Here is a 24,744-nt window from a genome sequence, read left to right on the forward strand (position 1 = left end):
TTCGGGTGCCTGCCCGTTCGAGAGTCGTTCAAACAGGGCTCGATTTGTGGTGAAGTAGTCGCTGTGAAAGGCATTGAGTCCCTGGATCAGACCGGTCACTGACATAAATCGATTCCTACTGCTGGCAAGGCTAGTGAGTGTGCTCGCATGGCATCCTCAAAGGGGATGTAGTTCTATCCTTCCCTTACTACACACGAACCGTAACATTATCCGTACTTCCGTAAAGAAATGCTAACAAATGGCTTGACAGGGGGACACGAGCACACGAATAAGCAAAGCAGTTACGAGAATGAGCGCTCGCGATAGAAATCTTCACCACAGACCCCTATATCATTCAATAGCTCACTGACTGCTTCGACAAAGGGTCTGAAGTTGAGCTTAGTAGAGCCGCATAAAATTAGCGCCATCAGCAGCTGTCAAGCTTCCTTCTTGAGGCGGCTAGCAGCTATAAGCCGTCAACAGCGGACACTCATTGCTAAGTACAGGGAATGCAATGGTCAGCGCACTAGCGAGCTGCATTGGTGGTTTCCTCGTCTAGCAGAGGCAATAACTCCAATTCTTGTTCGCTAATCCCCAAAGCCAAGGCAAGCCTGAGTAATTCCGTCTCAGTAGGCTTCTGGCTGCCGTCTCGGATAGCAGCTAACCTCTTCGGGTTTAGCTTCGTGCTTTGTAGCTGATCCCAGTTGCAAGTGATGGCATGAGCCATGGAGCGGTACCGAGGGCGATCGCAGGTTGTAGCCTGCCATTTATCTGCCGCTTCAGCCATCACTCGATAGCGTTCAACCCCGGGCACAAACCCAATGCGAAAAAACTCTACGGCGATCTCGCTAGTGGGTCTGTTCCAGCGCTCGGCGATTGGCGCGAGGATGGCAAACTCTTCATCGCTCACCGTAATTCGTAGTTGCTTGCTCATAGTGACTTGCGAAGACACTTTAAGCCTATCCCAAGCAGGCGGAACTACTCAAACCTTTGTGGTTCGGCGTTGCGTCTTTCCCTAAGACGATCGCTAGTGTATGAACTCCGCTCGCTCGCTCGCCTTGCTTTAGAGGCTTATACAGCAGACTGCAGCGTTGCTGCCTCATACAGCCTACGCAGCGCAAAAAATGTATGCCCCTGTTTGTATGGTCAAGGTACGGCAGGGCAGGTATTTGAGGTTATTTTGCTGCCGCACTTACGGAACATCCCATAGGGAACTGTCACATTACCCATGTGCCAGTTCTTAGCCAAGACAGAGCAATGCTTTCGGCCAGTTCAACCTCATACAGGAACCCAAAACTGAGCCTAGAACGTTCTGCTGCTCCCGTGAAGAATGTGCTACAAGTCTTATAGAGACATTAAAGACACATAAAGACAGATCAGGGCAGAAAGGAGGTAAGGCAATGGAGCTGCTTCAGGGTAAAGAGGTCATGCAAAAGTGCGCCATCATCTATGGCCGCTCATTTGACCCTCGCACCTGGCGTAATTGGAAGCGGGCTTGCAAGGTTCCCCCGAGTACACCCCAGCGTGGAGATTGGCTCACACCTTTTGAGGTGAAGAAGTTGATCACTCTGACGTTTCTCAAGGCCAACAACCCCCGGGGTTCTTACTCCTACCCTCAGATTCTTTTGGAGATGAACAACCCTGATAAGCAAGATTGGCTGCAAGCGATCGCGGAGACTCCAGTCAATACACTGATTCAGCCTTGCCATGGGCGCGACCTCCCCAACACTTTGAAAAAACTGACGGGTAAAACTGTCCCCATCGATCGCCTGTACCGCATTGGGCGACGCACCCAGCGGAAGTTCAGCCGCAGCAAGCAGTACTCCGCCAAACAAATCAATTGGTGGCTTGAGCACATAGGAGCATAACCATGACCCTTTTAGAGATTCAAACAGCCCTTAAGGACAATGGCATCAACCTGAAACCTGCCGAGGTAGAAGCCAAGCTGAAAGCCTACGAAATGACTGCCGATCAAGTCACTCCTGAAGTCATGATTGGCTGGATTGAGGAATTGAAGCAGGGTCAGGCACAACCTCCTGCTCGACTTAGTAAAGGTGGGGGATTAGCAAAAGCTGAGACTGAGGCGATCGCTCCTCCATCTCCAGTGCAGCCCTCCGCTCCTACTCCATCAGAAATCCCGGTCAATGTGCAGTTCACCCACCTAGACCAGGTCATCAGTGGGGTTGAGAACGTTGGGGTTGAGATTGTGGTTCAGACAAACAACCAAATCAACCACGTGGTCGAGAAGGTGGTCAGCTTCGTGCAGTCTGCGCCTACCCTTACTGCCCAGCGCATCAATCAGCGCATGGGGTTGGGTGGGGTTGAAAATCCCGTTGAAAGCATCCTGCAAATCAATCGGGAGTTGTGCAGCAATTCGCTGAGCCGTATTGATGAAGCGATCGCCCGCGCCTCTTGACTCAAAGCATGAATCGAAGTCGGAGTCCTCCCATGAATGAACCGCAGCCATTAACGCCGCAAGAACAAACCGCAGAACTTGCGATCGCCCTCATCAACCAGCACCAAGCCTTTGTAGAGGAAGTGGCGGACAAGGTGATTGCTGATGCCCAGACCGTACCGGAGCGAGCCGTTGGCTTAATGCTCCGTAAGGCTGAGCAGCAAGGAGTCCTAAACACGCTTTTGTTTCGGTGGCGAATCGGAGAGCCGATTGAGGTCAAAGAGAATCTCCTGCTAGACATTCTCTGGGCGACTACTTGGGTCGGCTGGGCTGTGCGAACTGGCCTCTACGCTCTTTTGATTGTGGTCGTTGCAGGTATTGTTCAAGCTTGGTTTCTGCCACCTGTCCAGACTACTCAAGTTAATCAACAACCCAATCTACAGAGGTAATGATGAGCTTTAATCCTTTTGAAAACGAGGAGCAACCCCGGCGCAAAGGCGGCAAGATGGGCGGCAATTTCGTCGAGAACCTCGGGGGTGACTACATTCATGCCGAGGGAAACGTGTTCAATCTTCAAAGCGATCCGCTAGGACAAGACACACCTCGACGGACTCCCCCACCTCGTCATACTGCAGATAACGGCCATCGAACTATCAATCTAAACGGAGGTGCCTATCACGCCTACATTGACGGCGATTACGTCCAAGGCCAGCAAGTGAATATCCCTGACGATGACGTGATTGACGTTAACGCTACCCCAGTGAGCGAAGACGACGATGACGCATGGTAGCGACCAGGCTGAATGAACAGAGTCCATTAGTAAACCAACTCACAGGCATAACGATGAAAGGATTTCTAGCTAAACCCAAACTCAATGCTGCTGAAGTTTCTAAGGCGGCTGGCTCAGGCGACCTCAAAGGTTATGCCAGAACTGGCTATGATACCGCTCTAACTCCTGACAATCCAGGGCAGGGGGGATTGCTCAGAATTGCGCCTCCCCAAAAAGCTAGCCTTGCCACGGCCCGACAAAGAGGGGCGATCGCCGCCGCTAAAGAGCAGATTTTGGCAGGAGCTGATAACGCGGTCGCTGCTTACAAGGATCTCACAGACATTTCCAACGCACTGACCAAGGTCAAGGACGCTCACGACAAGCACATCATTGTGCAGTCCAACAACGATGCTCGACAGCTCCAGAGTCAGCACAAGGTTGCAACTAACTCTCACAACCTCCGCCCCGTTTATGGGCAGATGACTCAACAGCTTGTAGATGCTCGTGACTATAGCGACGGGTATCAAACCACTCTGAATGTTTGGGAGGCAAAATCAGCGGCGTTGATGGCTGGCTAGTACAACGGCAACCTTCTCCGGGTTGCCACGACTGGAGGTGCTAAATGATTCGGTTAGGGGGAGTAATCAAAATGGCAATAGTCGGATGGTTCGCCGTTACGCTGGGGCGGTGGATCACCCTACTATTCTGGGATTTTCTTTGGTCATCCATTAGTGCGATCGCCCTAATTCTGCTAGCTCTGGCAGTCGTTATTGCACTCATGGGCTGGCAGTTAGAGGATCTAATCGCAGAGAAGGCCAAGCTAGAGGTTTGGCAGTTGCGGTCGCATCTCTGGGTGATAGAGGGTGGCTTTGCCCTAGGGGCGATCGCCAGCACGATTCAGTGGTTGGTTTATGTTGCTATTCCACGGCTTGAGGCGCTTCTATGAGCGGGCTTCTCAGTTATGCCGAAATTCAGAAAAAACAGCGAGAGGTCAACGTTCTCAAAGGGCAGCTTTTTGGCGTGGCAGTGGTTTCAGGAGCGCTCTGCATTGCACCTCTACTTGTCAAATTAGACAAAGAGTTGAACTTCCTTCTATTAGGAATGTCGAGCATTCTAGGCTATGCAGGCATAGAGTACGCTCACAAAGTTGATGAGAAGGAACGCCCGCTTTACACAGCCAAAGTCTTAGCGAATGAGGTGATCGCTAAGAAGTACGGAGCTGAAGCGATGGGCTTAGACCTGCTAACCCAGCACGAAATTTCCCAGCTACAGCACACGTTGTTTCCACCTCAGCAGCAACAGCAACTTGTGATGTCGCCCCAGCAGGCTCAGTCTCAGCAACTACTTGCACAACAGCCGGAGTCGGGGGCTAGCAGCCAGGAGCAAGTGGGACAGGGGCAGGCGATCGCCCAGCCTCAGCAACCAGCGGGCCTAGCTGCTGCAATCGTTACGGCCCTAGCTGATTACAAAATCCCTGTTTCGTGTGAAGGGCGAGTCGAGGGGAGTTGCTTCGATCGCTACCTGCTTAAAAAGCAAGCAAACGGCGTTAAATTTAGCCAAATTACTAAGCTGACTGAAGAGTTACAGCTCGACTTAGGCTTAGATTCTGAACCACTCATCAGCATCCAAAATGGCTTTATTGCCGTGGATGTGCCTAGGAAGGAGCGCAAGACCTTCCACTACAAAGACTTTATTAAGCCTGGAATCAGACCAGAAGGCGGCTTATGGCTACCAATCGGCGTTTCCCTGAATGGTCAACTGATTGAGGTTGATATGTCTGGGCCTGATGCTTGCCACATCTTAGGCGGTGGTGTCACAGGGGGTGGTAAGTCAGTTTGGCTCGATGTCGCCGTCAAAAGCCTGTGCGATCGCTACGACCCGTCAGAAGTGATGCTGATGCTCAGCGACTTTGGTAAAGCGTCATTCGGATGCTTTGAGGGCGATTCTCACCTCATCTGCCCCGTGCTCTACAGCATTGACGACATCATCGAGATGCAAGAGGTGCTGGTTTCAGAGATGGAGCGGCGCAAGACGCTATTAAATCGGTATGGAGTGCCCCACCTAGCGGCTCTCAATAAGAAGATTGATCCTCTCCCTCGGATTTGTGACTTCACAGACGAGTACACCGCCGCAATTGAAGCTGCATCCGAAATTGAAGCTGCATCCGATACTCAGCGCAAAAAGCTTGAGTCAAATAAAATCCAGCTATCCCTGGAAGCGAGAAAAACAGGCATCCACCTAATCACGTTCATGCAACGCCCTGAGGAGGCTTATCTGGATGGGCAGATTCGCTCCAATCATCCAGCCTCAGTTTGCCTGAAGGTGTCGCGGGCAGAAGATTCCAAGATGGTGCTCGGTGCATCTGGATTGGGTGGAGAGAAGCTTCTAGGCCAAGGAGATTTACTCTTCTCCTACAAAGGACGAGTTGAGCGATTGCAGAGTCTCTTCTGGGAACCCGGAGTGGAAGCATCTGAGGTAGTTAGCGATCGCGCCTACACCTTTATCCCACAACCCCACCAACCCTCAGAGCAAGCAGGCCCATACGCCTACAGATACCCCCCGAACTGGAAGCAGATCTCTCACGAAGCCAAAATTTTGACAGGGACACTCTGCTGCTTCCCTGGTTGCAATCATGAGGCGACTGAGACCCATCATGCCCGATACCAAGACGAGCGAGGGCGGAGTATTTGTGATGAGCCATTAGCAGGGATAGATATCTTTCCTCTATGCGATCGCCACCATTCCCACCGCAGCGATCCAGAGTGCGCTCACTACAAAGACAACTGGATTTATGGCACTTGCCAAGAGCCTCTAGAGATCGACAGTCAAAACACCCCAGCGTACTACCAAAAGTTACGCCAAGGGTGGCAGGAGAAGACGCAGAAGTGTGAGCAATTTATCCGCATGAAGGTAGCAGCATGACAGAACTTGCCACTCCAACCAAGCATCAGTTAGAGATTCCGTACCAACAGGCAGGGGCGCTCGCCCAACCCAAAGCAGCCGCGATCGCTGTGGTCTACCCAGATGATTGTGCCTGCTCTCCTCAATCTGCACCCGTGCAGCAGAGAAGCCCACTCCCTATGCTTATTATGTCTAGCTGTCTTGTTATGGCTGGAGTTTTACTAGCGCAAGGGATTGAAGGATTTAGGGATGCACAACTGGCTAACGCAAACGCCCAATTGAGCCAGCAAAACACACAGCTAGAAACTCAGATGAACAGTATTAAGGCGATCGCGGGCTGCAAGTAGCATGAAAACCTTGAAGCATGACGGGTTACTAGTGGTTTGCCCTTCTCGTGAACTTGCTCAAATCATTCCCTGCTGACTGGTGGCACTGAGGAGGAGAAAGCCAAACCTTTCACTATCTCTAGAGCCAACTAAACAAGATAAAGCAATTGTTGAGTGGCTATAGGGTCAGTTTGGAGGCGCGATCGCGGAATTAGAGTTCGGATTCATTATTGGTAGACAGTATTGCAGGCTCCGCATTTGTACTTCCCAAGGGCTTGCATCACTGATGGCATCTCAGGAACTCGAACTTTTTGTTTTTTGCTGTCGTAACAAGTTGTACAAAACGGCCCATCATCTTCAGGGGTGTAATACAGGCCGTTTTTGGGAATTAGCTCAATTACTGGGTTTTTGAGTTTATCAACCTCTTTCTCAAGATCGCTAATTCTCGTCTTCAAGCCATCGTTTTCTCGAATATGTTCTGCCAGTTTTATCTGAGTTTCGGCAAGCTCTAAACTGAGCTCGCCAATGATTCGCATAAACTCTCCACGCTTCTGAACGTCTTTTACTTCATTGGCGTACTGAGTGAGCAATCTAAGTCCGTCTATGGCATTTTTGCCTGCAGTAAATGCCTGAATGAACTCTGAAGCCACGTTTTCCTCCGCTAGGTCTGCTAATGATGCCGATTTCACTAAGGCAGCATATTTTCAAATCTCGCTCCAGATTACTTCGTTTTTCAAGTCGCTCCCATCTTCACGTGATTTGGAGTTCCAGCCTTTTGAGCTCGTGTCATAAGCCTTTGATCTCCAGTAGGCATGTTAAGCGAGAGAGTAGGGGCAGTGAGGCAAGTGGGGCAATCGCTTAGCATGAACTACGCAGCAACACAAAGAGAACCGTTGGCCTGTACCTCCACCGAATAGTCAGCTCTGAGGGATTTTGCCCGGCGCGGTTTCTATTGAATATCCCAGTGGTCAGCTTCTACATAGCCTTCGAATAAACACTCTTGACGAACTTGCTTTCTTTCAGAACCCTCTACTTCGATCCAATCGAGGCATTTCTCTAGAGTGTCAACCGCTATATTCTCATTGCCAAAACTGCACACCCAGTCATAAGAATAAGCGTCAAAAGGTGCTTGAGCTTCCGCTCGGCCCTCTACCAATAGCCTTTGAGCAGCTAATTCCAGCCCCGTCTCAATGTTTTGCACCCTGCTAGGCTTCGGTTGTCCAAAAGCTGGATCTAGCTTCTGCCGACGCTTTGCCTCTCCCATTGGAGCCTAGCCTCCTCTAAAAGTTCTCTCAGCTAGTGTAATGGAAACTTTAGCAACCGCTCTGGTGAAGTGCAAGAGGCGATCGCGCTACCAAATCTTTGCCCCCTTAGTCGTGCGATCGCCTTACCTCTAAGGTACCCTTATGGCCCCATGAAGAGCCCTTGAAGTGTCGATGTTAGTGCTAGTTTGGGTGGTTTTCGTGAGTGAGTTAAGTGCTGGGATGCTTAGTAGAGCAGGCGATCAGATTTTTGAATTGGTTTGAATTGGGCTGTTTGGGATTTAACGCTGTGCAGGTGGGGTTCGGGTCAAAAGGGGCCAATTCAAAAATCAAATCAGGCGATCGCTTTAGAGGCCAATCGCCTGATTTGATTTAAATGATTGCTATGGTCATCAAGAGGAAACTATTTATAGATTGGACGGCGTACACATGACTAATTCATTCAAGCTTGAGACGCGCGAGGAAGTGGAGTTGTTTGAGCGTCGGCTTAATGAATACATGATCTCAACAGTTGGAACATCAACATGGCCTATTTCATTGGTCACTGCCTATGATCAGATGCAAGGAAGAAATGACTTGGGTCATGTTTTTGCAGCCTTGATTGATCTTTATTTAAGTTTCATATTAGTGTCTGCTGACTCAATGAAGATTGCAGGAATTTGGAACGAAATTTCTTCTAAAGGAAATCTTGAAAGTGGCTCTGCTCTTGACTCGCCAGAAATCTTTTTTGGGAAAATGGAAGTCCACCGATACAGTACCTCTTATGTGCTCAGATATCGAGCTCTCTGGGATAAGATCATGGGATTTCTCGTCCGGTTGCTTGCTCCAGATCAATATGATAAGTTTTTTAGCGCAAAAAGCAGAAAGAAAGAATTCAAGAATATAGCTCTCAAGATTCAGGAAATTCCAGATGAGTTAGTGGAACAAATTTCTGTATTTGTCACTCTTTTTGATGACTCATTTCGTACAGCGGAAGCGCATGGAACAGGAACATTAAGAAAATATTCGTTTCTAATGGAACCTGTACAGGAAAATCCTCAAATCCAGCTTCTTGGATACTGGAACTTTGTAAACGAAATGGTAACGCAAATGGGTGGTTACCTCAAGAATTTAAAGTCTTTGGCTCCATTTGAGCCCATAAAACTCATAAGATTGGGTAACTACATTTCGATGGAAAAACCAAAGCGTATTCAAGAATATGCGCAAGACTTGCAGCAAAATGGAGTATTGCTAAAGTGCTCAATAATCGCTTCTACCATACTTGCATTGGAGTATCTGCGCAAACTCAAACCAAGAACTGAATCTTTATATATCCCTAACTTGGCGGAATATTTTGAAGGGGTAGCAATTCGTAGGTTGCCTGACTTTTTCAACGATAGATTCTGGCTGTCCAGTGCAAGACTTATTCTGAACTATTGTAAGTCTTGGGAGCTAGACCCAGAAATTCTCTTAGGGGCACAACTTGTAGTTGTTAGTCCTAGAGGTACTATGCATCCAGATCAAATAAAAACTGTCGCTGATGCTAAAGATTTCATGATTGGTATAGCTGCTGCTACAGCTGCACACGAGATTGGACAGAAACTGAACTTCAGCAACTCTTCTGCAGAAGAGTTAGAAAGACTCTTATTTTTCAGAGGCGCTCCTTTATGCAGAATTGTCCTACCCGACTCTCCTACTAATTCTTCCAATACATTACAAGACCCATCGACAAATTGATTGAATCTTGCTTCTAAGTTTTTAGTGCAGATGGCGATCGCAAGCGCGGCCGTCAACAAACCTTAAGGCTCCCACTAGTCCTCATTGCAGTAAGCCTTGTATCCCAGAACGAGTAGAAGCGATCGCCTTTCAATTCCAAAACCACTACAAGAAAATGTCCAAATTCTGGACAACTGGTGCAATTGCTCTCATTGACTTCAAGAGCGGCCGCTTTTAACTTTTTCCAAATTGGAGACCACTAAGGAGGAGTAATGAAACCACGCTTGCAGCTACCAAATTATACAGAAGAGGAAGCTCTGTCAAAAATTCTTACACACCTTAGAAGTAATAGGCCAGATCCATCCAACCACCCCACTTTTGGAAATGATCTCTACTTGCCCAATGTGATGCAAGACTGCTTAAAAGAAGAAGAAGAGCAATGGTTAAAGAAAAACTCAAACAGTGGAACTGGTCATATCAATTTTGAAATAGATACTCGCACAAATTCTGAGCCGTTCTACGACGCAGCCTGGAACCTATGTACAAAGGGAATTTTGCGTCCTGGTGTCACTTATCCACAACAGCAGTTTGCCTATGTGGGGATTATCGGAGCAGGCTTTAACTTAACTCCCTATGGAAGACAATGGTTGAGCCAAATTAGCGGGTATGAATGCACCCCTACAGAGTATGGACGTTTTTCTCAACTACTGGCTGGGTACTCCGAGAGATTTGGAAGTGGTTATCACGCTCGCAGCCAGGAAGCCGTTAGCTGCTATCGCGCTCACGCTTATCTTGCCTGCTGCACAATGTGTGGCGCTGCGTCAGAATCTATATTATTAGCCTTGGCAATTGCTAAGACAGCCGATGAGAATCGAGTGCTGAGAGACTACGGAGGAACAAGTGGACGCTCTAAGATTGAGAATCTACTACGTAATGGGCAGAACAGTTACGTTAACCGTGAACTACCCAATTACATTGGTCTCTTAAAGTATTGGCGGGATGATGCGGCGCATGGCGCTAGTACAACAATTAACGAGAGTGAAGCATTTACATCATTACTACTATTGCTACGCTTTGCTCAGTTTGCTGATGAGCGATGGAATGAAATAACCCATACCTCTCAGTCTTCAGAAACTACCTGAGCTTTCAGTTTTATTACCCAATTCTGTTGCACCAACGTGGGATCGCCCTAATCACGCTACACCTAGACCAATCCTTGAGAGTCAGAAAATTTCTGATTTTGGGCTTGAGTGCTCGGTAGGGTAGGGCGATCGGGTTTGGTGAGGAGTCGGACGAGCAGAGAGGGGACAGCGATCGCTCTATCAGCAACTAACCTACCTTTAACTCATTGCAAGCAATTTAACTCTGGGTCCAAAGGAGTGGAATGAGATCGCGCTCGAAGCAAGATAACCCTGAAGAGTCAGAGGAATATGGATTGCTTTGTATCTGTACCAATACTTGAGCTGGAATAGCTTTCAGTTTAATTCCGGCTAACTCTCTGACGACTGATACATCTTTCATATCTCGATATTCGTCAGTTGGTGTGATGTGCACGATCGCTCCGTTACACCCCATGTACCAATGATTGTTGTAAGAGCGATTTTGACGAGCGTTTGCTCTCTGTGCCCTGCTCCCTGGTCGAAACACCTCTGCGTCTATGAGCCGTCCATAAGGCTTGCGCTTAATTTTGAGACTAGTATTTTTGTCTTTAATTTCCTGAATAAAGCTTTTGATCTTGGCCGCTGTTCCCTTCGCTGAGCAATCGGTCCAGTCATACTTCAGATAAATACTCGGGAGTGTTTCACTTGTTTTAGGCTCAAATCCAAGAATAATGAGTCGTCGAGAGAATGTTTTCAGAAAATCTCTTAAGACCGACTCCGAAGGGGTGACGGCAGGCGACTTCACCTCAGTCCCGTTGAATAAAGGCTGAAAGTGTTGAATGAGAATTTTCTCTGCTTCAGCTAAACCTTCTGGATTCCATGCTTTCCAAGCAATTCTGACAGGGCACTTTTTATCTTCTTCTGTTAATTGATAGACACGGTGATGGTTTCTCCATCGGCTAAGAAGATTGCTGGCTTGCCCTACGTATAAGGGGCGACCTTCAGCATCGATCGCAAAGTAAATAGCTGAGCACGCAGGAAGTTTTTTGAGTTCGCTCAGTGGGACGGAGGGTAGCTCTAGGGGATCAATTAGCACGGTTCTATTACTAATTTTGAGCCGACTGCTCAAGGGTGAAACTTGTGAATCTCGCGTGTCTCTGCTGACTGGAGGGAACACAAGCTATAACAGAAGTTATATTGCCCGTTCCGTAGCTTAAACTCTCGGTTCCACTGCCCAGGTCTAGTCCCATGCTCACAGCCGAACAACCCCAAATCGGTCACATCATCCGTGAATTGAGGCAGCAGCTGAAGCTGTCTCAGGAAAAATTTGCAGCCAAGCTGGGTGTATCTTTCCAGACAGTGAACCGTTGGGAGAATAACCGGACTCAACCGTCACCAATGGCCTTGCAGCTAATTGAAGGGATGCTCAAGGAACAAGGCGATCGCTCTACCGATTCAAGAAAACACGGTTGATGTAGAGTATGCAATTACAAGAATTTAGAGTTAAGAATTTCCGCTCAATCAATGATAGCGGTCCCATAGGCGTATCACAGGTAACAGCGCTACTTGGTCGCAATGAGAGTGGTAAGTCGAATTTACTGCTTGCCCTGAAAAGCTTAAATCCTGCCCAAGGTTTTGAGGAGCTAAAACCAATTAAGGATTTCCCTCGTGATCGACGATTAGAAGAATGTAACGGTGAAACAGAAGTCGTATCCACACTCTGGAAGTTAACCGAAAAAGAGAAACGCGAGCTAACAGAAATTTTGCCTCGTGCAAAAGATGTGACGATGGTAAGAATTGGTAGATATTATGAAAAGCAGCGCTGGGTAGTACTTGAAGGCTTGGAACCGCTTACATTTGATAGAAATACGATCCAAGGGGGAATTCGAAAGATTGTACCAGCAGTTAAAGCCTCAGCAGCTCAACTTGAAGAGCCCCATAAGTCACAACTTGAAGAAGCTACTACTCAGTTTGAAAAAAATATTTCTTTTACAACCGATCAAATAACTTGGTCAAAAAAAGCTATTTCTGCTCTCGAGGGACTCCGAATAGCTCTTGTTACAGCTAAGGTTGAGCTTTCTGAAAATCAAGATAAACATATTATTAGCTTAGAAGAGCTTGCAGATTCAATTTCGGGTGACAAAGAAGCTCAACAGGAAGCGCGAGAATGGGTAGTATCAAGGATGCCTAAGTTTATTTACCTTGATGAATATCCTGAGCTGAATGGACATCAGAATATTGCTGACTATTTGAGTAAAAAAGGTAATTCATCTTTAACACCAGCAGATCAAAACTTTGAGAAACTTTGCAAAGTAGCAGGTCTTCAGCCTAGCGATTTGCAGGACCTTTTTAGAAGAAATGAGCATGAAAAACGAAACCAACTCGCGAACCGTGCAAGCGCCTTGGTTACTAAAGAAATAAAGCGTTTATGGAAGGATAGACCTCTTAAGGTTCGATTCAATCTTGATGCTGACCATCTAAGTACTTTTATTTCAGATCCCAACGCAACCTTTGACGTGGAAGTGAACCTCAATGAGCGTAGTCGCGGATTTAAGTGGTTCTTTTCTTTCTACATCACCTTCTCAGCTGATACAGACGGGGGTGAAGCTGCAAATGCAATTCTCCTTCTTGATGAACCTGGTCTATATCTTCATGCAAAATCCCAATCCGATCTGCTTAGACACCTTGAAACAGACTTTCAAAATCAAGTTATCTACACCACACATTCGCCGTTCATGGTGCCTACACATAAACTTGATTCCGTTCGTACGGTAAATATTACTGAGGAGACGGGCACAACAGTATCCAACGACCCAACTGGTGATACACACACTCTCTTTCCTCTCCAAGCAGCCCTTGGCTATGATCTTGCACAAAGCCTATTCATAGGACCCAATAATCTTGTCGTCGAAGGCGTGACTGATTATTGGATAATTTCAGCAATTTCTGAATATCTTGGGGACTTAGGTCGAATATCACTGCACAAGGGATTGACCCTTACACCTGCTGGTGGTGCACAAAAGGTGACATATATGGTTGCTCTTTTAACCTCAGAGCGATTGAATGTACTTGTACTTCTCGACGAGGAAAAAGATGCAAAAAACACCAAGAATGAACTGGTCAAAGCAAAGCTTATTCGTGAGAAGAATGTCATTTTTGTGTCTGAGGCGTTTAATCCAACTCCACCAAACGAAGCAGATATAGAAGATTTGCTAGATCCCGCCGTTTATGAGTCCTTAGTGCGTGAAAGCTACGCAAAAGAACTTCAGGGTAAAACCCTTAAATTGAATGGGAATATTCCACGAATCGCGAAGCGTACAGAAGCAGCCCTTCAGGATTTAGGAATTACATTTTACAAGACCCGTCCAACGCGCCTTCTTCTAAACAAAATGGTCTCTGAGCCAGACACTATCGTTACAGACGATACGTTACAAAGATTCGAAACTATCTTTAATGCAATTAATAGGCAACTGGAAAGCCATATTACTCGTGATGATGAGCCTTTCTACTAATTTATGATGATGGTTATTCCAGTGATTTTAGTTGCTATGTTGAACCAAGACTTTCCTGATAAAGCCGTTAAACAATGTTGTAGTTACCAAAGCTAGACCAATTATTAAGCCAGCATCTGCCTTAATCGCGCTGTAGGAAAAGCAGCAGCCAAGAAACCCCAAGACTCCCACTCATCCTCATTAGTCAGTTGTCCCAATTTGGGACGTGTGGCGATCGCTTCTTCACCCCAGACCTAGGCCAAGAAGATGCCCGAATTCTGGACAACTGGCAGCGATGAGCAGCAGTTCAGTGATGAGGTTGCGTTCCCCAATTGGGGAAAAGCTAGAGAGACTGGAGGGGCGATCGCAGTGGTGAAGTGAAAGCAGGTGATCGATCCGTGACGCAGAACCTAGGCCAAGCTCTGAGATTCAGAAAATTTCTGATTTTGAGCTGAGTGCTTGGTAGGGCGATCGCTCATTCTGTATTTGAGGGACGAGCGCTCCTGCTGAAGCGCCAGAAGCAATTGCAGAGAGGATCACCGCAATAGAGGTAATCAATTCGTATAAGGCCAATATTGGACCGATCGAGATACAAAGGGTGAGCTTTGCTTCACTGAAAGAACTAAAGATTTCTACTGTGATTTTGAAACTGCTGTCATGGGAAGTTACGAAAGAATAAACTAAAAAGACTTTTATTCCTGTTTGAGGCTTGCCAGAAAAGTTTTCAGTTTCAAGCGTTAAGCAATCTAATTTTCTAAATCTGGACGAATCCCATGACGGGTAAATAAGTCCTCAAAGAACGCGGCAATGGTTTCATTTGCGCTCTCTGGATTTACAAATTCTGCGCCCCCAAAGCGATATACCTCATATCCAAGGGCTCTAATGCGTCGATCTTCTGCAACCATCTCCGCATAGCGCTGTGGTGAAGCACGGCCACCTTGAACTGAGTAGTGTTGAACACCATCAATTTCAATAACGATTCGAACAGCGTTGCGAAGAAGCATTAGAAAATCCATGCGCTGACGGGCAAGCACAGGCTCACCACGTTCACTCCGGCTTCGCGGATCATAGTGAAGATAAACTTGTGGTAATAGAGCTGGTAAGCGATCGCCAAACCTGTGCTTGAATTCTCTGAAATAGGTAGCAAATAGAAGGCGTTCGGGTTCCGATTGGAGCGAAGCTTGGAGGCGTTTTCCTAGCTGGCTTCTTAGGTCTGCATCATCACTATTTTCAGCTTTTGTCCTCCACCATTGCACGAGCATTTGCCATGTTAGATCGCTATTAGGAGGAGGTTGGTCATATACTAAGCACTGCTCAGCGTATCGAACAACACGAATATCCATATTTAGGACATCATCGATTACGATGTCAGGCTTTGGTCCAGTAGATGCAAAAATAATGTACTTAGGAAGCCCAGTAACTCCTGCGCTGCTTCTACCGACTTTGTACACAGGCAATCCCCCTTGTACACCATTCTCGTGAAGCTCAAAACCTTCCCGTTGCAGTATTACATTGAACTGCGTGACGAGTTGCTTTTGAATATCAGCTGATTGAACTTCAGGATGAACTAGACGTTCAATCACTTGAGAAAATCGTTGGTCTGGCCAATTTTCGAGCCCAATCTGACGTAAATAATCTAAGACTGTGATCCGTGAAGGCGGAAATTGTCCTTCAGACAGGTAGCCATCATTCCCCGGATTGACAGAAGTGAAGTAAGAGTTGCTTGCTTCAGTAGGGAGAATGGGAGCAAAGAACTCTCTTAAAGAGAATCTTCCCCAGAAGCGAACACCTTCTAGGCTCTCTGAAATTTGATAGCGAGTGACCTTAGAAATTCGTTGAATGCCTTTGCTCTCTATCCACCAAAGAGCATCTTGAATACTTTGGACATCAGATGCCTGAGGCTTTTTACGCTCACCAGGATAAGCGTTCATCATTTGTTTTGCTGCACAGATGAGGATTTGATCACTCGCTGTCGCTGTTACCTTGCGTAAGTACTTGTATTTACCTAGTGACTCTGTTTCTATATCAGGTAGCCCAAGCGCCTCTCGGACCTGATGAAGGGTTTCTCCAGTTTCTAGATCCGCGATAACTTTAGCAATTATTTCTCGCAGACTCTCAAGTGCCTCGCGTACATCCATGATTGACGTTAGTGCTCCGCAATTTCTATTTAAAGAACTTTATAAGTGATGGTCGCGTGACTCCAAGATAGAGTACTTAGCAGAGCAATTTTTCTGGATAGTACCCCTTCCAAAGAAGTTACCCTGCTAGCAATCTGCCTCTCACTGAAGTTAAAGGCTTAACAGAAAAGAGAAGTTGCTTTCTTAGGCTTCAAGGACTTGGTTGATCTATAACCTCCACTTAAATCCATCTAAACCAGCATCTGCCTTAAACGTGCGATCGGAAATGCAGCCGCTAAGAAACCCCAAGGCTCCCACTCGTCATCGTTAGTTAGAATGTACTGCTCTCCTTCAATCAATTGGCTGGCAGTCACCAACCTCAGCCGATGAGCTAAGTCAAACCATTCTTTGAATCCTGGTTCTGCGGTCTTGGTTGCTTTCGGATGCTCACTGCCTCCCAGTTTCCAGCATTGACTAATCGCATCTCGAAGTAGGCCGATCGGATTTCTCACCTCATGCCTGTCTCGATACTCAACGGCAGCAGCCAGGGCATGACTCACCACTTCAGCAGGTGCAGCTATCACTTCAGCCTTCAAAGGCGAAGTCAGCGGAAATCCTGCTTGTTCAATTTTTTCAAAAATTGCTTCGTGAGCAGCGGCGGAATCAGCGCCCTCTGCAACCTGTTCCGCTTCTGACTCAGATGCTTTTAGAACGGGTTGAGACTTAACAGGTGGGGTAGCGCTTACTGGCTCGGAAACTTTCACCTCACCCACAACAACAGGGAGGGTGGGCGGCTCCGTTGTTGTGGTGTCTCTTGAGGTATCTAGAGTGGAATCTATTTCTATAGGATCACCACTCGTTTGGGGGATGATGACCTCTGAACTTGGAGATGAACTCCCAGAATCAAGGTCATCATCTCCTAGATTTGTGAAATGAGACGGAGTCAGGGTTTTAGCCTGTTTTTGGGCGAGGGCTTGTTCAATGGCCTCTCGGTTGAGTTGGTATTGGTAGGCTCGGTCATACTTGGCTTTTGGGTTGTTGCGTCGTTTGAGGAGTTGCAGCTTGTTGGTGAGTTTGGCGAGGGCTTGGCGGATGGTCTCGATGCTGTACTCCTCAAACAGGTGCTCTCGGATTTGCTCTAGAGTCAGCCTCACCCAGTCGTCAAGCTTGTGCTTGGCTTTCCATGCCTGCCAACCCTCGATGATGGCGAGGATTTTAGCGGCGCAGTAGTTGCGCTGGGTGATTTGGACGTACTCTTTGCAAAGCTTGAGGTAAGTCAGATTAGGGGAGGTGCTCATCGTGGTTCCACTTCCCGCAGCTCTAGGTCTTGCTCCTGTACATCTTCGATCCCAGCGCTCTTGCAACTGTCTGGGTCCACTTCAACTAAGTAGGACCAACCCACCCACTCCAAGCTGTGAGAAATTTCAGCGGACATGCGAGGGGTCCAGTACTGTAAGCCTCGGATGATGCCCCAGTGCACACAGCCATGGAATCCGGACCATTGCACTACCTGCCCAAACTGATACCGAGGCGCAGGCAACTCTGCGGGGAGGGGGAGCACACGGATTTCTGATTTCTGATTCTGATAAAACTTTGGCATTAGACGGCCTCCCCGATTGCATCCCTGAGACGGCGATATTCTGCTTGCTGGATGTTGCCAGTTACAAGCTCTGATCCTCGCCAGGCAGAAAAGCAGAGCGACTTGACTTTGCTTAAGATTTCAGCGACACGGTCATGATTGAGTTGCACTAGGTGGCGCGCGCGCGCGGATTTAGACTCCACTAACACGGAGTCGGATAGGATATTCATGGCTTCACCTGGGTTAATAGCTAGAGGTGGAGTACAGAGGCGATCGCGAAGTTTCGTAGGCCGAGCGATCGCTTTCTCTTTCAGGGTTAATGCAATGACAATGCGTGATTAGGGCTTGCCTTCCATTTTTTTCCTTCCAGGCTTCTTCCGTACTCTTGGATTGCGCCGCGTTGTTTGGAAAGCGGTCGCAAACTCTAGAGGAGTACAAGAAAAAACTTCTAAGACTTGAACATATTCGTCTGGCTCAAGTTTGGGGACAGCACGCCCAGAGAGCCAGTTACGAATCGTTTGTGGTGTTTTACCCAAGCGATCGCCTGCTTCTTCTGGGCTCAGCCCAGACTTTACAAGCAGTGCTTCCATATCAAATTCCACTATTGGACCTCTCTAATATAAAACTAATTTTCGAAAACCGATTGACTATTTTCGAAAATTGATTTTCAATATTGATTATGAGGCAAGGAATGCAACCCAAGTCTCAAATGCAGAAAGCACCGCCCGAACCCTGGAAAAGTTAGACGGTGCTTTCAGACAAACCCTCGATACAAGGATTTGACTCCAATGATTGCACAAACTCTTGCCCTCGCTCAAACGCAGACTGAAGATGAGCAGGGTCTCGATCGCATTCAAGCAACAGCTCAACTAGAACTTGAAACCTATCTAGAGGATCAAGTTCGTTCTATTGCTCCAGCCCGCATCGACAGCCTCTCCTTATCAGATGGCTACACCTATCTATCGGTGATAGATCAAGACCGTCCGCTCACGAAACAGCCCATCCGGTTGATCATCCAACTCGAAGATTGCCAAGGTAATGAACGGCTCGTAGATCTAGTAACTAATAATGATCGCTTTGCCTTCATTACTCGCATTATCCGCAACCACTTTGATGCTTGCTGGAAAATCAATGAAACCTGGACTCCTGAGGATGGTTGTCCATTCTAACTAGTCACAAAAAGCGATCGCTCCTGCATTTACCAAGGGGGGCGATCGCTCTACTACTGAAATTTTTTCTTTGTTTACGTCACAGCAAACTGAGATAGTACTTCATCCGTATACCCACGCGATCGCTTCAGCTCCTCACGAGAGCAGCCACTGCTTCTAAGTAGTCCCAAGAAAAAACGACCAATCCTTGCTCTAGAGGGGCAATCGTTCTAAAACTTCGCTTCACAGCTTAGTTGTATTAAAACCACTGAGCGATTGCATCTCGAGGCAGGTCAATCAGATTCCTCAGTTCATGCTTGTGTTGAAGTTAAAACTTACATAAACCAGCAAGTTCGCTCCATTGCGCCTGCCAAAATCAACAGCCTTTCGGAAGATGGCTACACCTACCTCTCGGTAATGGATGAAGCTCGCCCAACCATCGAACCCATGCGCCCCATCATCGAACTCAAAGAGTTGGACTGGTTCGATACCCCATTCGCATGAGTGTGCAAAGCACGCAGACCCCATACCATTGGCATACATTTGCAAGCACGAGTGCTTAATGTCCTCGCAGTAGCCTTTGCAAAGTTCATAGTGGTCCATGCATAGTTGTCCCTAAGGGACACAGATGTAACTCTGTTCACCTTTTTTCTTGCCGTTTCTACGGATGTTTAGTGGATTGGCATTACGAACATTGCATCGAACACAACCTCAATTCATAGCTCTATTCTGCAACGTCCGTAGCGATAGTACCCCCAAGCGCTCAGTAACATGATTCTGGGCAAGAAGGTGTCACTACTTAAATAGGTCAGAAGTAGATATTGGAGAGCAAGAGCTTGCCTCCCTTAATATCAAGTTATTTTTGTGATTCTACCTGTCAGATTTTCTTTCCCACACCCGTGTGGGAAAGATGGAAGAATCTTTGAAATACATGTGTGGGAAAAGTGAAAATCTTGATCTAAAGATTGTGTCTTCGAGTAGGATTGAGAACATTCACCCGCCAATTCTGAAAATGGCAGTAATCACTTCAATTTTTAATCAAGCCGGAGGCGTAGCAAAATCTACGCTGACGTTGAATCTAGGACATATCCTGTCACAAGCAGGTCAAAGAGTTCTATTAGTCGATTTTGATCCTCAGGGCAGTCTCACAATTTTCTTAGGGTTTGAGCCTTGGGACCTATCTGTGACTGTGTATGACACGTTGATGGGAAACCACAGCTCTCGGGAATCCCTGATCTCAGTCCTTGAGCAAGCCATTGTCTCTGCACATAACATGGATCTCCTGCCCGCCAACCGACGTTTAGGAAAGGCGGAACTTGAACTTTTTACAGCTTTAAACCGAGAGCGGAAGCTAGCGGCCATGCTAGACCCACTACGCGATCGCTACGACTGGATTCTGATTGACTGCCCCCCAAGCTTAGGCTTGCTAAGCGTGTCTGCACTCACCGCTTCCAATGGCGTGCTGGTTCCAGTCGAAACGGAGTATAAGTCTTGGATAGGGACTGATCTGCTCCTAGAAACGATCGCCTTAGTCAGACGGGAAATCAACCCGGATTTAAGTATTTTTGGATTTATTCCGACCAAACACGCTAGAACGAAAAGTCAACACCAGCGGGTGTTGAAAGCAATGCAAGAACAGCTTGCAACAGTCGGCACTGTGTTTAACCCCATCCCTAATGCAACCGCTTTTGCAGATGCTTCTGAAGCAGGGCAACCCTTGAGGATTTACGATCGCCGCCATGCGGCATTACAGTCGCTTCAAGCATTAGCAGATTCTCTGCTCTCTACCCACACGGGTGTGGGTAAACCAGTTGAACCAATGCCTACAGGTAAGAAAAAGACCTCGCCTCGTAACTCCAGTAAAGCAAAAGTGAAGTCGTGATGGTTAAAGCTTCAAAATCTGAACGCCCCTATCGGGAGCTGCGATCGCTGGGCGGACTATCTTCGCTCTATGATGTTGCACCTGCTTCCACGTCTGCTCCAGCGTTAACGTCGAACGAATGTCTGGTTCCACTCAGCCAAATTCAGCGCAGTCCTAAGAACCCGCGTAAATCTTTCAATAGCGCCAAGATGGCTCAGCTCACCGCATCGGTGCAGAGATATGGTGTGCTCGAACCTGTACTGCTAAAGCCGCTTCAACCTGTACAAGAACCAGTACATTACGAGCTGGTATTTGGTGAGCGGCGTTATCTGGCAGCAGAAGCAGCCGGACTGAATGAAATTCGCGCTCGCATCTTGACCCCTGAGGAAGTGCAGCAGTGGAAAGAGGTTGATATCGCTCAGATTCGACTGGTTGAGAATTTGAATCGAGAAGACCTCAATGCGGTGGAGGAAACTCATGCGATCGTAGAGCTGCTGGCCCTACAGCTGCAAATTCCAGCACCAGAAGTTCCTCGCCTACTGTATCGACTTCATCAACAGCACCGCAAACGCAAAAATGAGGAGAGTGCTTCTTCCCACACGGGTGTGGGAACGGTGCCGCTCGGATCACTCAATGAGCAGCTTTCTCAGTGGATGAATAACAGTGACGATGCTGTCACGTTTGAGCGAATTTTATGGGAAGTTGAGTATGCCTTTGAAGGGCTAGGACGCTTTAGCTGGCAGTCTTTTGTTCAACATCGGTTGCCACTCCTAAATCTGCCTCCAGATGTCCAAAATGCAATTCGGACAGGTCAGATACCTTACAGTGCTGGCAAAGCTTTGGCTCGAATCACAGATGAGCATCAGCGTCAGTCAATCCTTGAACAGGCAATCGCAGAAAGTTGGACTCGCGAACAAATTGCGGAGGCTGTCCGGTCGCTGCTGACGCCACAATTACCTGTCTCTCAATCGAATCCAGATCCAGCCATTCAATTTCAGGCAACGCTTCGCACTACTGTCAGCAAACTTAAAAAAGCGAAGCTCTCTGCCCAGAAATATGTAGAAGCAGAGAAATTACTCCAGCAACTCTTAGCGATCGCAGAGTCTGATAGCAATGCTTAGCAGCACAACCGGGGTTTTAGAAGTCATGAGTGTCGGGTGCCGTGCCTCAATCCTCTTTTCCTGAAAAACTTTCTGGTGCCTTGACTATTGCTCGTAAGCGGGTGACGCAGACAGTTCAGTTACTCAATCGCATTCCGCTTGAGGAGTGTTATGAAGGAAGCCCGGATGGACGCAACTTGCCTCGGGTCCCTGGACTCTATGCCTTTAAACACCAAGACGGACGAATTCTTTATGTCGGCAGAAGCAACAACATTCGTAACCGCTTTCGAGACGGGCATAGTGTATTTGTAGAGCTGTTTTTCGCAGGCTACGTCTCTACTGATGTGCGAATTGCCATCGTGCCTCTCTCTGGGGATTATCTGCCATACTTAGAAGTAATTGAAGCGATGGTGATTTTCACGCTGACCCCTGAGTTTAACAAGAAGCAGTATTCGCTTACGGAGATTGCGACAATGGTTGCAGTACGTTCCTTCACAATCCCCAACGACGTCCAATTGACAGACTTGCTGCCGCCGACTGCTCAAGGGGCGATCGCAGATTATGCCAACGCAAACCAGCTTCAGCCAAATCAGGTAATCGAATTAGCTCTAGCGCAGTTTTTTGACTATGACGCTGTGACCCTAGAAGGCTACGAACACCTGCAAAGCTTTGCTCAACTGAAGAATCAGATTGCTAAGCTGCAAGCAGAACTAGAAGGGCTCAAGCGAGAGAAGTCCAAAGACTGACAGTCTTGGTTTCTGAAAGCATCTAGCTAGTAGCACAAAGATTATGACTTACTAATTCAAACGGGCTTATGAGAGATTGTTCGTCTTCGCTCTGAGTCACGTGCCTTTCATCCTAATACTTACCCTGGCAGGTATAGCGCGGAGCTTCCCGGCTAGCAGCTAAAGCTTCGACAGCAAAGCAATTCTTCAGGGTCTAGTGATTGAATTCTTTTGCTGCCCAAATTAGACTTGCCTGGCAAAGCACGTCATGACAAACAGGCGATAGAACAGGTTCTAGAGCTATGGGAACGTTTGTCGATAGACGTCGCACTACTCTCCCTCACTTCCACAGATCTAGAACCCTATCCTTTAGCGGGAGGTTTAGGAGCGCGATCGCTTTCCACATTCTCTAATCCATCTAGAAGCAGCCGCCTCAGCTTTTGTGCTAAAGATAGCTCAGTCCACAGCGGATTATCCGAGTACGCCTCGTCAATTCGCTCTCTAAGTCCTTCAATGTCTACTGTTACTCGATCTGCCACAATACTGGTTAGCTTAAATCTGTTACCCACAGCTTAGCCTACTGGTTGTACCTCAACTTTAGGTTCATTAATGTGATGCAGTTTGCATTGAATTACTGTATGCTGTATTCATAATAACAGTCATGGCCTCTCGGCTCAGCTTCTAGCTAGAGGTATCCCGATAACGCTAGCTCTGGGGCCAAGGCAATGAAGCTAGCTGCACTCAAACCACAGACCTACAAAGTACGGAAATGTCTTAGCCTCCTCAATAGGGCAGTTGTACAACCCTGGAACTTCGAAGCTGGAATGAAGCCACAGTTTACCAACTTGAGCAAAAGTAGGCTTGGATAAAGGCCTCACCAGGTTCACAGCCCGCAGTTGCTACGATGCTGGCTTCGATGCCCATAGCCTCATTCTCTACAACTTCAACTTCACACTCAAGCATTGAGAGATGAGTACCGCCACCTCATCGTTGAGGAGTTTCTCGCTATCCTAAGGACGCTGGAGCACATCAACCTCGGCTTAAAGCAACTGTTCTTTTTCACCTTCACTTCATCAGAACGGGAGGATGGCTGAGTCACGTCAGTCTCTAGAGGGCTCGTTTTTCTTTCTTTCCGTTGAAATTAGAAGCGATCGCGGGGCAGATCAGGTAAACTACCATCATCGAAAATCACTAGCACAGGAGAGAGTGGACTCGATGCATTCTAAGTTTTTGGCGGTCGGGATCGCAATTGAGGGGATGGCTATGTTCTAGGGGGTCCTAGAAAGCCAAAAACCCCAACTGGTGGAACAGAAGGGGTCACAAGGCTTAATTGGTTGTTTTTAGGGATAGAGGGGACTCTAACTTGTATGCTTGCCGGCTGCAGTTAGGTCGCCCACATCGTTATGCGCCTATATTAACTCGATTTGTCACGGAATTCAATTGGAATTTACATAAAGTTCTGCTTTAGAATTCGAATTGCTTTCGCCTCAATTGAGGTTTTCATTGTCATAGCGCATAACTCTCTATCCCTTACTTAGTAAGGATTAGGGAGCTTTATCGTGAATACTCAAGTTTTGCTGAAAACTCATCCTGGGGAAGCACCCCGGGACGTGGATTCGGCTCATATCCAATCCCCACATTGGCAAGAGTGGCTCAAGAGTGGGGTGGACCCCGAACTGATTGCTAGGAACGTCCGGAGTTTAAGGGGGGAAACTCCTTACGACTATCTTTGTTACTCTGCACAGTTAGAGCGTACTAACTCTGGACGGCTCGTCACGCGGCTGATGCGGCAGTACGCTCATGTCGAGTTCGGCGGTTGGTGGTGTAATGGCCTGGACCCACTGGATGATTGGCAGCCCATGCTCTGGGGCTGCTTCAAGCCTAATCGTCCCCGCATCGACTTAGAGAAGTCTAAGGCTATTAAGTACGAGCATCCGCCGAAACTGCCGACTCGCGCTTTCTTCCTCAACCTAACTCCGCGCCTCTGGCTGGAAGTTGCAACTCGCTATGGAGTAGCTCCTACTGAGATGGGGGATGGGGAAGATGCTCAAGTCGTTGCAGCTGAGACCGCCTCAGGGTTTTGGCAGTGGGTGCTAAAACATCCCACCATCCCGATCATTCTGGTCGAGGGAGCTAAGAAAGCGGCTTGTTTACTCAGCAATGGCTACGTGGCGATCGCCCTGCCCGGCATCTTCAACGGTCGGCGCGTCCAGCGCAATGAAGCGGGTCAAATCTGGGCCGAGTCCTTAATCCCAGAACTCGCTCTATTTGCTGTCCCCGGTCGCCGCTTTTACTT

The 24,744-nt window shown here is 47.6% G+C and carries 27 protein-coding genes; 18 read left to right on the forward strand and 9 right to left on the reverse strand.

Annotation, left to right across the window (positions count from 1 at the left end):
- Positions 1-505 precede the first annotated feature (505 nt).
- Entirely contained in the window at positions 506-913 is a 408-nt protein-coding gene (locus H6F90_RS11830; protein WP_190552672.1) for a hypothetical protein, read from the reverse strand.
- Between the two features lie 466 nt (positions 914-1,379).
- Between H6F90_RS11830 and H6F90_RS11835 the strand changes: the two genes are divergently transcribed.
- The 8 genes from H6F90_RS11835 (at position 1,380) to H6F90_RS11870 (ending at position 6,391) form a co-directional block, all read left to right on the forward strand.
- On the forward strand, positions 1,380-1,847 hold the full coding sequence (locus H6F90_RS11835; RefSeq protein ID WP_190552673.1) for a hypothetical protein: 468 nt from the start codon (positions 1,380-1,382) through the stop codon (positions 1,845-1,847).
- 2 nt (positions 1,848-1,849) lie between these two features.
- On the forward strand, positions 1,850-2,395 hold the full coding sequence (locus H6F90_RS11840; RefSeq protein ID WP_190552674.1) for a hypothetical protein: 546 nt from the start codon (positions 1,850-1,852) through the stop codon (positions 2,393-2,395).
- A gap of 32 nt (positions 2,396-2,427) precedes the next feature.
- Positions 2,428-2,823 carry a hypothetical protein gene (locus H6F90_RS11845; protein ID WP_190552675.1) on the forward strand — a complete coding sequence of 132 codons (396 nt, stop codon included), beginning with the start codon at positions 2,428-2,430 and terminating at the stop codon, positions 2,821-2,823.
- A 2-nt stretch (positions 2,824-2,825) separates the two neighbouring features.
- A complete protein-coding gene (locus H6F90_RS11850; protein ID WP_190552676.1) occupies positions 2,826-3,164 on the forward strand; it encodes a hypothetical protein in 339 nt (112 codons plus the stop codon).
- Positions 3,165-3,217: 53 nt separating this feature from the next.
- A complete protein-coding gene (locus H6F90_RS11855) occupies positions 3,218-3,721 on the forward strand; it encodes a hypothetical protein (protein WP_190552677.1) in 504 nt (167 codons plus the stop codon).
- A 71-nt stretch (positions 3,722-3,792) separates the two neighbouring features.
- Complete coding sequence (locus H6F90_RS11860) at positions 3,793-4,089, forward strand: hypothetical protein (RefSeq protein ID WP_190552678.1); 297 nt, start codon at positions 3,793-3,795, stop codon at positions 4,087-4,089.
- Positions 4,086-6,065: an FtsK/SpoIIIE domain-containing protein gene (locus H6F90_RS11865; RefSeq protein WP_190552679.1), complete on the forward strand. Its 1,980-nt coding sequence runs from the start codon at positions 4,086-4,088 to the stop codon at positions 6,063-6,065. The genes H6F90_RS11860 and H6F90_RS11865 overlap by 4 nt, the downstream gene beginning before the upstream one ends.
- Entirely contained in the window at positions 6,062-6,391 is a 330-nt protein-coding gene (locus tag H6F90_RS11870; protein ID WP_190552680.1) for a hypothetical protein, read from the forward strand. The genes H6F90_RS11865 and H6F90_RS11870 overlap by 4 nt, the downstream gene beginning before the upstream one ends.
- A 206-nt stretch (positions 6,392-6,597) precedes the next feature.
- Here the strand turns inward: H6F90_RS11870 and H6F90_RS11875 are convergent, their stop codons facing one another.
- Entirely contained in the window at positions 6,598-7,020 is a 423-nt protein-coding gene (locus tag H6F90_RS11875; RefSeq protein WP_190552681.1) for a hypothetical protein, read from the reverse strand.
- Between the two features lie 299 nt (positions 7,021-7,319).
- On the reverse strand, positions 7,320-7,634 hold the full coding sequence (locus H6F90_RS11880) for a hypothetical protein (RefSeq protein ID WP_190552682.1): 315 nt from the start codon (positions 7,632-7,634) through the stop codon (positions 7,320-7,322).
- A 427-nt stretch (positions 7,635-8,061) separates the two neighbouring features.
- On the opposite strand from H6F90_RS11880, the gene H6F90_RS11885 reads away from it, so the two are divergent.
- Positions 8,062-9,348, forward strand: a complete 1,287-nt coding sequence (locus tag H6F90_RS11885) for a hypothetical protein (RefSeq protein ID WP_190552683.1) — start codon at positions 8,062-8,064, stop codon at positions 9,346-9,348.
- A gap of 386 nt (positions 9,349-9,734) precedes the next feature.
- Positions 9,735-10,469 (forward strand): hypothetical protein, encoded by a 735-nt coding sequence (locus tag H6F90_RS11890; RefSeq protein ID WP_206756173.1) that lies wholly within the window; start codon positions 9,735-9,737, stop codon positions 10,467-10,469.
- A 217-nt stretch (positions 10,470-10,686) separates the two neighbouring features.
- Here H6F90_RS11890 and H6F90_RS11895 read toward each other — a convergent pair whose 3' ends face one another.
- Positions 10,687-11,523: a GIY-YIG nuclease family protein gene (locus H6F90_RS11895; protein WP_190552685.1), complete on the reverse strand. Its 837-nt coding sequence runs from the start codon at positions 11,521-11,523 to the stop codon at positions 10,687-10,689.
- 152 nt (positions 11,524-11,675) lie between these two features.
- Here H6F90_RS11895 and H6F90_RS11900 point away from each other — a divergent pair, with 152 nt between their 5' ends.
- Positions 11,676-11,900: a DNA-binding transcriptional regulator gene (locus H6F90_RS11900; protein WP_190552686.1), complete on the forward strand. Its 225-nt coding sequence runs from the start codon at positions 11,676-11,678 to the stop codon at positions 11,898-11,900.
- A gap of 8 nt (positions 11,901-11,908) precedes the next feature.
- Entirely contained in the window at positions 11,909-13,939 is a 2,031-nt protein-coding gene (locus tag H6F90_RS11905) for an AAA family ATPase (RefSeq protein WP_190552687.1), read from the forward strand.
- Between the two features lie 725 nt (positions 13,940-14,664).
- Here H6F90_RS11905 and H6F90_RS11910 read toward each other — a convergent pair.
- The 4 genes from H6F90_RS11910 to H6F90_RS11925 all read right to left on the reverse strand — a co-directional run bounded on the left by H6F90_RS11910 (position 14,665) and on the right by H6F90_RS11925 (position 18,216).
- A complete protein-coding gene (locus H6F90_RS11910; protein WP_190552688.1) occupies positions 14,665-16,056 on the reverse strand; it encodes a hypothetical protein in 1,392 nt (463 codons plus the stop codon).
- A gap of 230 nt (positions 16,057-16,286) precedes the next feature.
- Entirely contained in the window at positions 16,287-17,333 is a 1,047-nt protein-coding gene (locus H6F90_RS11915; protein WP_190552689.1) for a hypothetical protein, read from the reverse strand.
- Complete coding sequence (locus H6F90_RS11920; protein ID WP_190552690.1) at positions 17,330-17,635, reverse strand: hypothetical protein; 306 nt, start codon at positions 17,633-17,635, stop codon at positions 17,330-17,332. Before H6F90_RS11920 ends, H6F90_RS11915 begins: the two co-directional genes overlap by 4 nt.
- 317 nt (positions 17,636-17,952) lie before the next feature.
- Positions 17,953-18,216 (reverse strand): helix-turn-helix transcriptional regulator, encoded by a 264-nt coding sequence (locus H6F90_RS11925; protein WP_190552691.1) that lies wholly within the window; start codon positions 18,214-18,216, stop codon positions 17,953-17,955.
- A 186-nt stretch (positions 18,217-18,402) separates the two neighbouring features.
- On the opposite strand from H6F90_RS11925, the gene H6F90_RS11930 reads away from it, so the two are divergent.
- From H6F90_RS11930 to H6F90_RS11950, 5 genes are all read left to right on the forward strand, one after another.
- A complete protein-coding gene (locus H6F90_RS11930; protein ID WP_190552692.1) occupies positions 18,403-18,783 on the forward strand; it encodes a hypothetical protein in 381 nt (126 codons plus the stop codon).
- Positions 18,784-19,038: 255 nt separating this feature from the next.
- Entirely contained in the window at positions 19,039-19,266 is a 228-nt protein-coding gene (locus H6F90_RS11935) for a hypothetical protein (protein ID WP_190552693.1), read from the forward strand.
- Between the two features lie 508 nt (positions 19,267-19,774).
- Complete coding sequence (locus H6F90_RS11940) at positions 19,775-20,644, forward strand: ParA family protein (protein ID WP_190552694.1); 870 nt, start codon at positions 19,775-19,777, stop codon at positions 20,642-20,644.
- Positions 20,644-21,744, forward strand: a complete 1,101-nt coding sequence (locus H6F90_RS11945; protein ID WP_190552695.1) for a ParB/RepB/Spo0J family partition protein — start codon at positions 20,644-20,646, stop codon at positions 21,742-21,744. The genes H6F90_RS11940 and H6F90_RS11945 overlap by 1 nt, the downstream gene beginning before the upstream one ends.
- Positions 21,745-21,785: 41 nt before the next feature.
- Positions 21,786-22,469, forward strand: a complete 684-nt coding sequence (locus H6F90_RS11950; protein WP_190552696.1) for a hypothetical protein — start codon at positions 21,786-21,788, stop codon at positions 22,467-22,469.
- Positions 22,470-22,810: 341 nt separating this feature from the next.
- Here H6F90_RS11950 and H6F90_RS11955 read toward each other — a convergent pair whose 3' ends face one another.
- Positions 22,811-22,987, reverse strand: coding sequence for a hypothetical protein (locus H6F90_RS11955; protein WP_190552697.1), 177 nt, complete (start codon positions 22,985-22,987; stop codon positions 22,811-22,813).
- A gap of 1,020 nt (positions 22,988-24,007) precedes the next feature.
- Between H6F90_RS11955 and H6F90_RS31505 the strand changes: the two genes are divergently transcribed.
- Positions 24,008-24,744, forward strand: a 737-nt coding sequence (locus H6F90_RS31505) for a DUF3854 domain-containing protein (protein ID WP_190552698.1), incomplete at its 3' end; no start/stop codon positions are given.

The organism is Trichocoleus sp. FACHB-591, from assembly GCF_014695845.1.
Taxonomy (GTDB): Bacteria; Cyanobacteriota; Cyanobacteriia; order FACHB-46; family FACHB-46; genus Trichocoleus.

Excerpts from the sequence above, each read along its gene's own strand:
- H6F90_RS11940 (WP_190552694.1), top strand. The coding sequence starts at position 19,775 with ATGGCAGTAATCACTTCAATTTTTAATCAAGCCGGAGGCGTAGCAAAA.
- H6F90_RS11860 (WP_190552678.1), top strand. The coding sequence starts at position 3,793 with ATGGCAATAGTCGGATGGTTCGCCGTTACGCTGGGGCGGTGGATCACC.
- H6F90_RS11880 (WP_190552682.1), bottom strand. The coding sequence starts at position 7,634 with ATGGGAGAGGCAAAGCGTCGGCAGAAGCTAGATCCAGCTTTTGGACAA.
- H6F90_RS11870 (WP_190552680.1), top strand. The coding sequence starts at position 6,062 with ATGACAGAACTTGCCACTCCAACCAAGCATCAGTTAGAGATTCCGTAC.
- H6F90_RS11885 (WP_190552683.1), top strand. The coding sequence starts at position 8,062 with ATGACTAATTCATTCAAGCTTGAGACGCGCGAGGAAGTGGAGTTGTTT.
- H6F90_RS11920 (WP_190552690.1), bottom strand. The coding sequence starts at position 17,635 with ATGCCAAAGTTTTATCAGAATCAGAAATCAGAAATCCGTGTGCTCCCC.
- H6F90_RS11890 (WP_206756173.1), top strand. The coding sequence starts at position 9,735 with ATGCAAGACTGCTTAAAAGAAGAAGAAGAGCAATGGTTAAAGAAAAAC.
- H6F90_RS11845 (WP_190552675.1), top strand. The coding sequence starts at position 2,428 with ATGAATGAACCGCAGCCATTAACGCCGCAAGAACAAACCGCAGAACTT.
- H6F90_RS11835 (WP_190552673.1), top strand. The coding sequence starts at position 1,380 with ATGGAGCTGCTTCAGGGTAAAGAGGTCATGCAAAAGTGCGCCATCATC.
- H6F90_RS11850 (WP_190552676.1), top strand. The coding sequence starts at position 2,826 with ATGAGCTTTAATCCTTTTGAAAACGAGGAGCAACCCCGGCGCAAAGGC.
- H6F90_RS11900 (WP_190552686.1), top strand. The coding sequence starts at position 11,676 with ATGCTCACAGCCGAACAACCCCAAATCGGTCACATCATCCGTGAATTG.
- H6F90_RS11910 (WP_190552688.1), bottom strand. The coding sequence starts at position 16,056 with ATGGATGTACGCGAGGCACTTGAGAGTCTGCGAGAAATAATTGCTAAA.
- H6F90_RS11855 (WP_190552677.1), top strand. The coding sequence starts at position 3,218 with ATGAAAGGATTTCTAGCTAAACCCAAACTCAATGCTGCTGAAGTTTCT.
- H6F90_RS11865 (WP_190552679.1), top strand. The coding sequence starts at position 4,086 with ATGAGCGGGCTTCTCAGTTATGCCGAAATTCAGAAAAAACAGCGAGAG.
- H6F90_RS11945 (WP_190552695.1), top strand. The coding sequence starts at position 20,644 with ATGGTTAAAGCTTCAAAATCTGAACGCCCCTATCGGGAGCTGCGATCG.
- H6F90_RS11905 (WP_190552687.1), top strand. The coding sequence starts at position 11,909 with ATGCAATTACAAGAATTTAGAGTTAAGAATTTCCGCTCAATCAATGAT.
- H6F90_RS11830 (WP_190552672.1), bottom strand. The coding sequence starts at position 913 with ATGAGCAAGCAACTACGAATTACGGTGAGCGATGAAGAGTTTGCCATC.
- H6F90_RS11930 (WP_190552692.1), top strand. The coding sequence starts at position 18,403 with ATGATTGCACAAACTCTTGCCCTCGCTCAAACGCAGACTGAAGATGAG.
- H6F90_RS11840 (WP_190552674.1), top strand. The coding sequence starts at position 1,850 with ATGACCCTTTTAGAGATTCAAACAGCCCTTAAGGACAATGGCATCAAC.
- H6F90_RS11915 (WP_190552689.1), bottom strand. The coding sequence starts at position 17,333 with ATGAGCACCTCCCCTAATCTGACTTACCTCAAGCTTTGCAAAGAGTAC.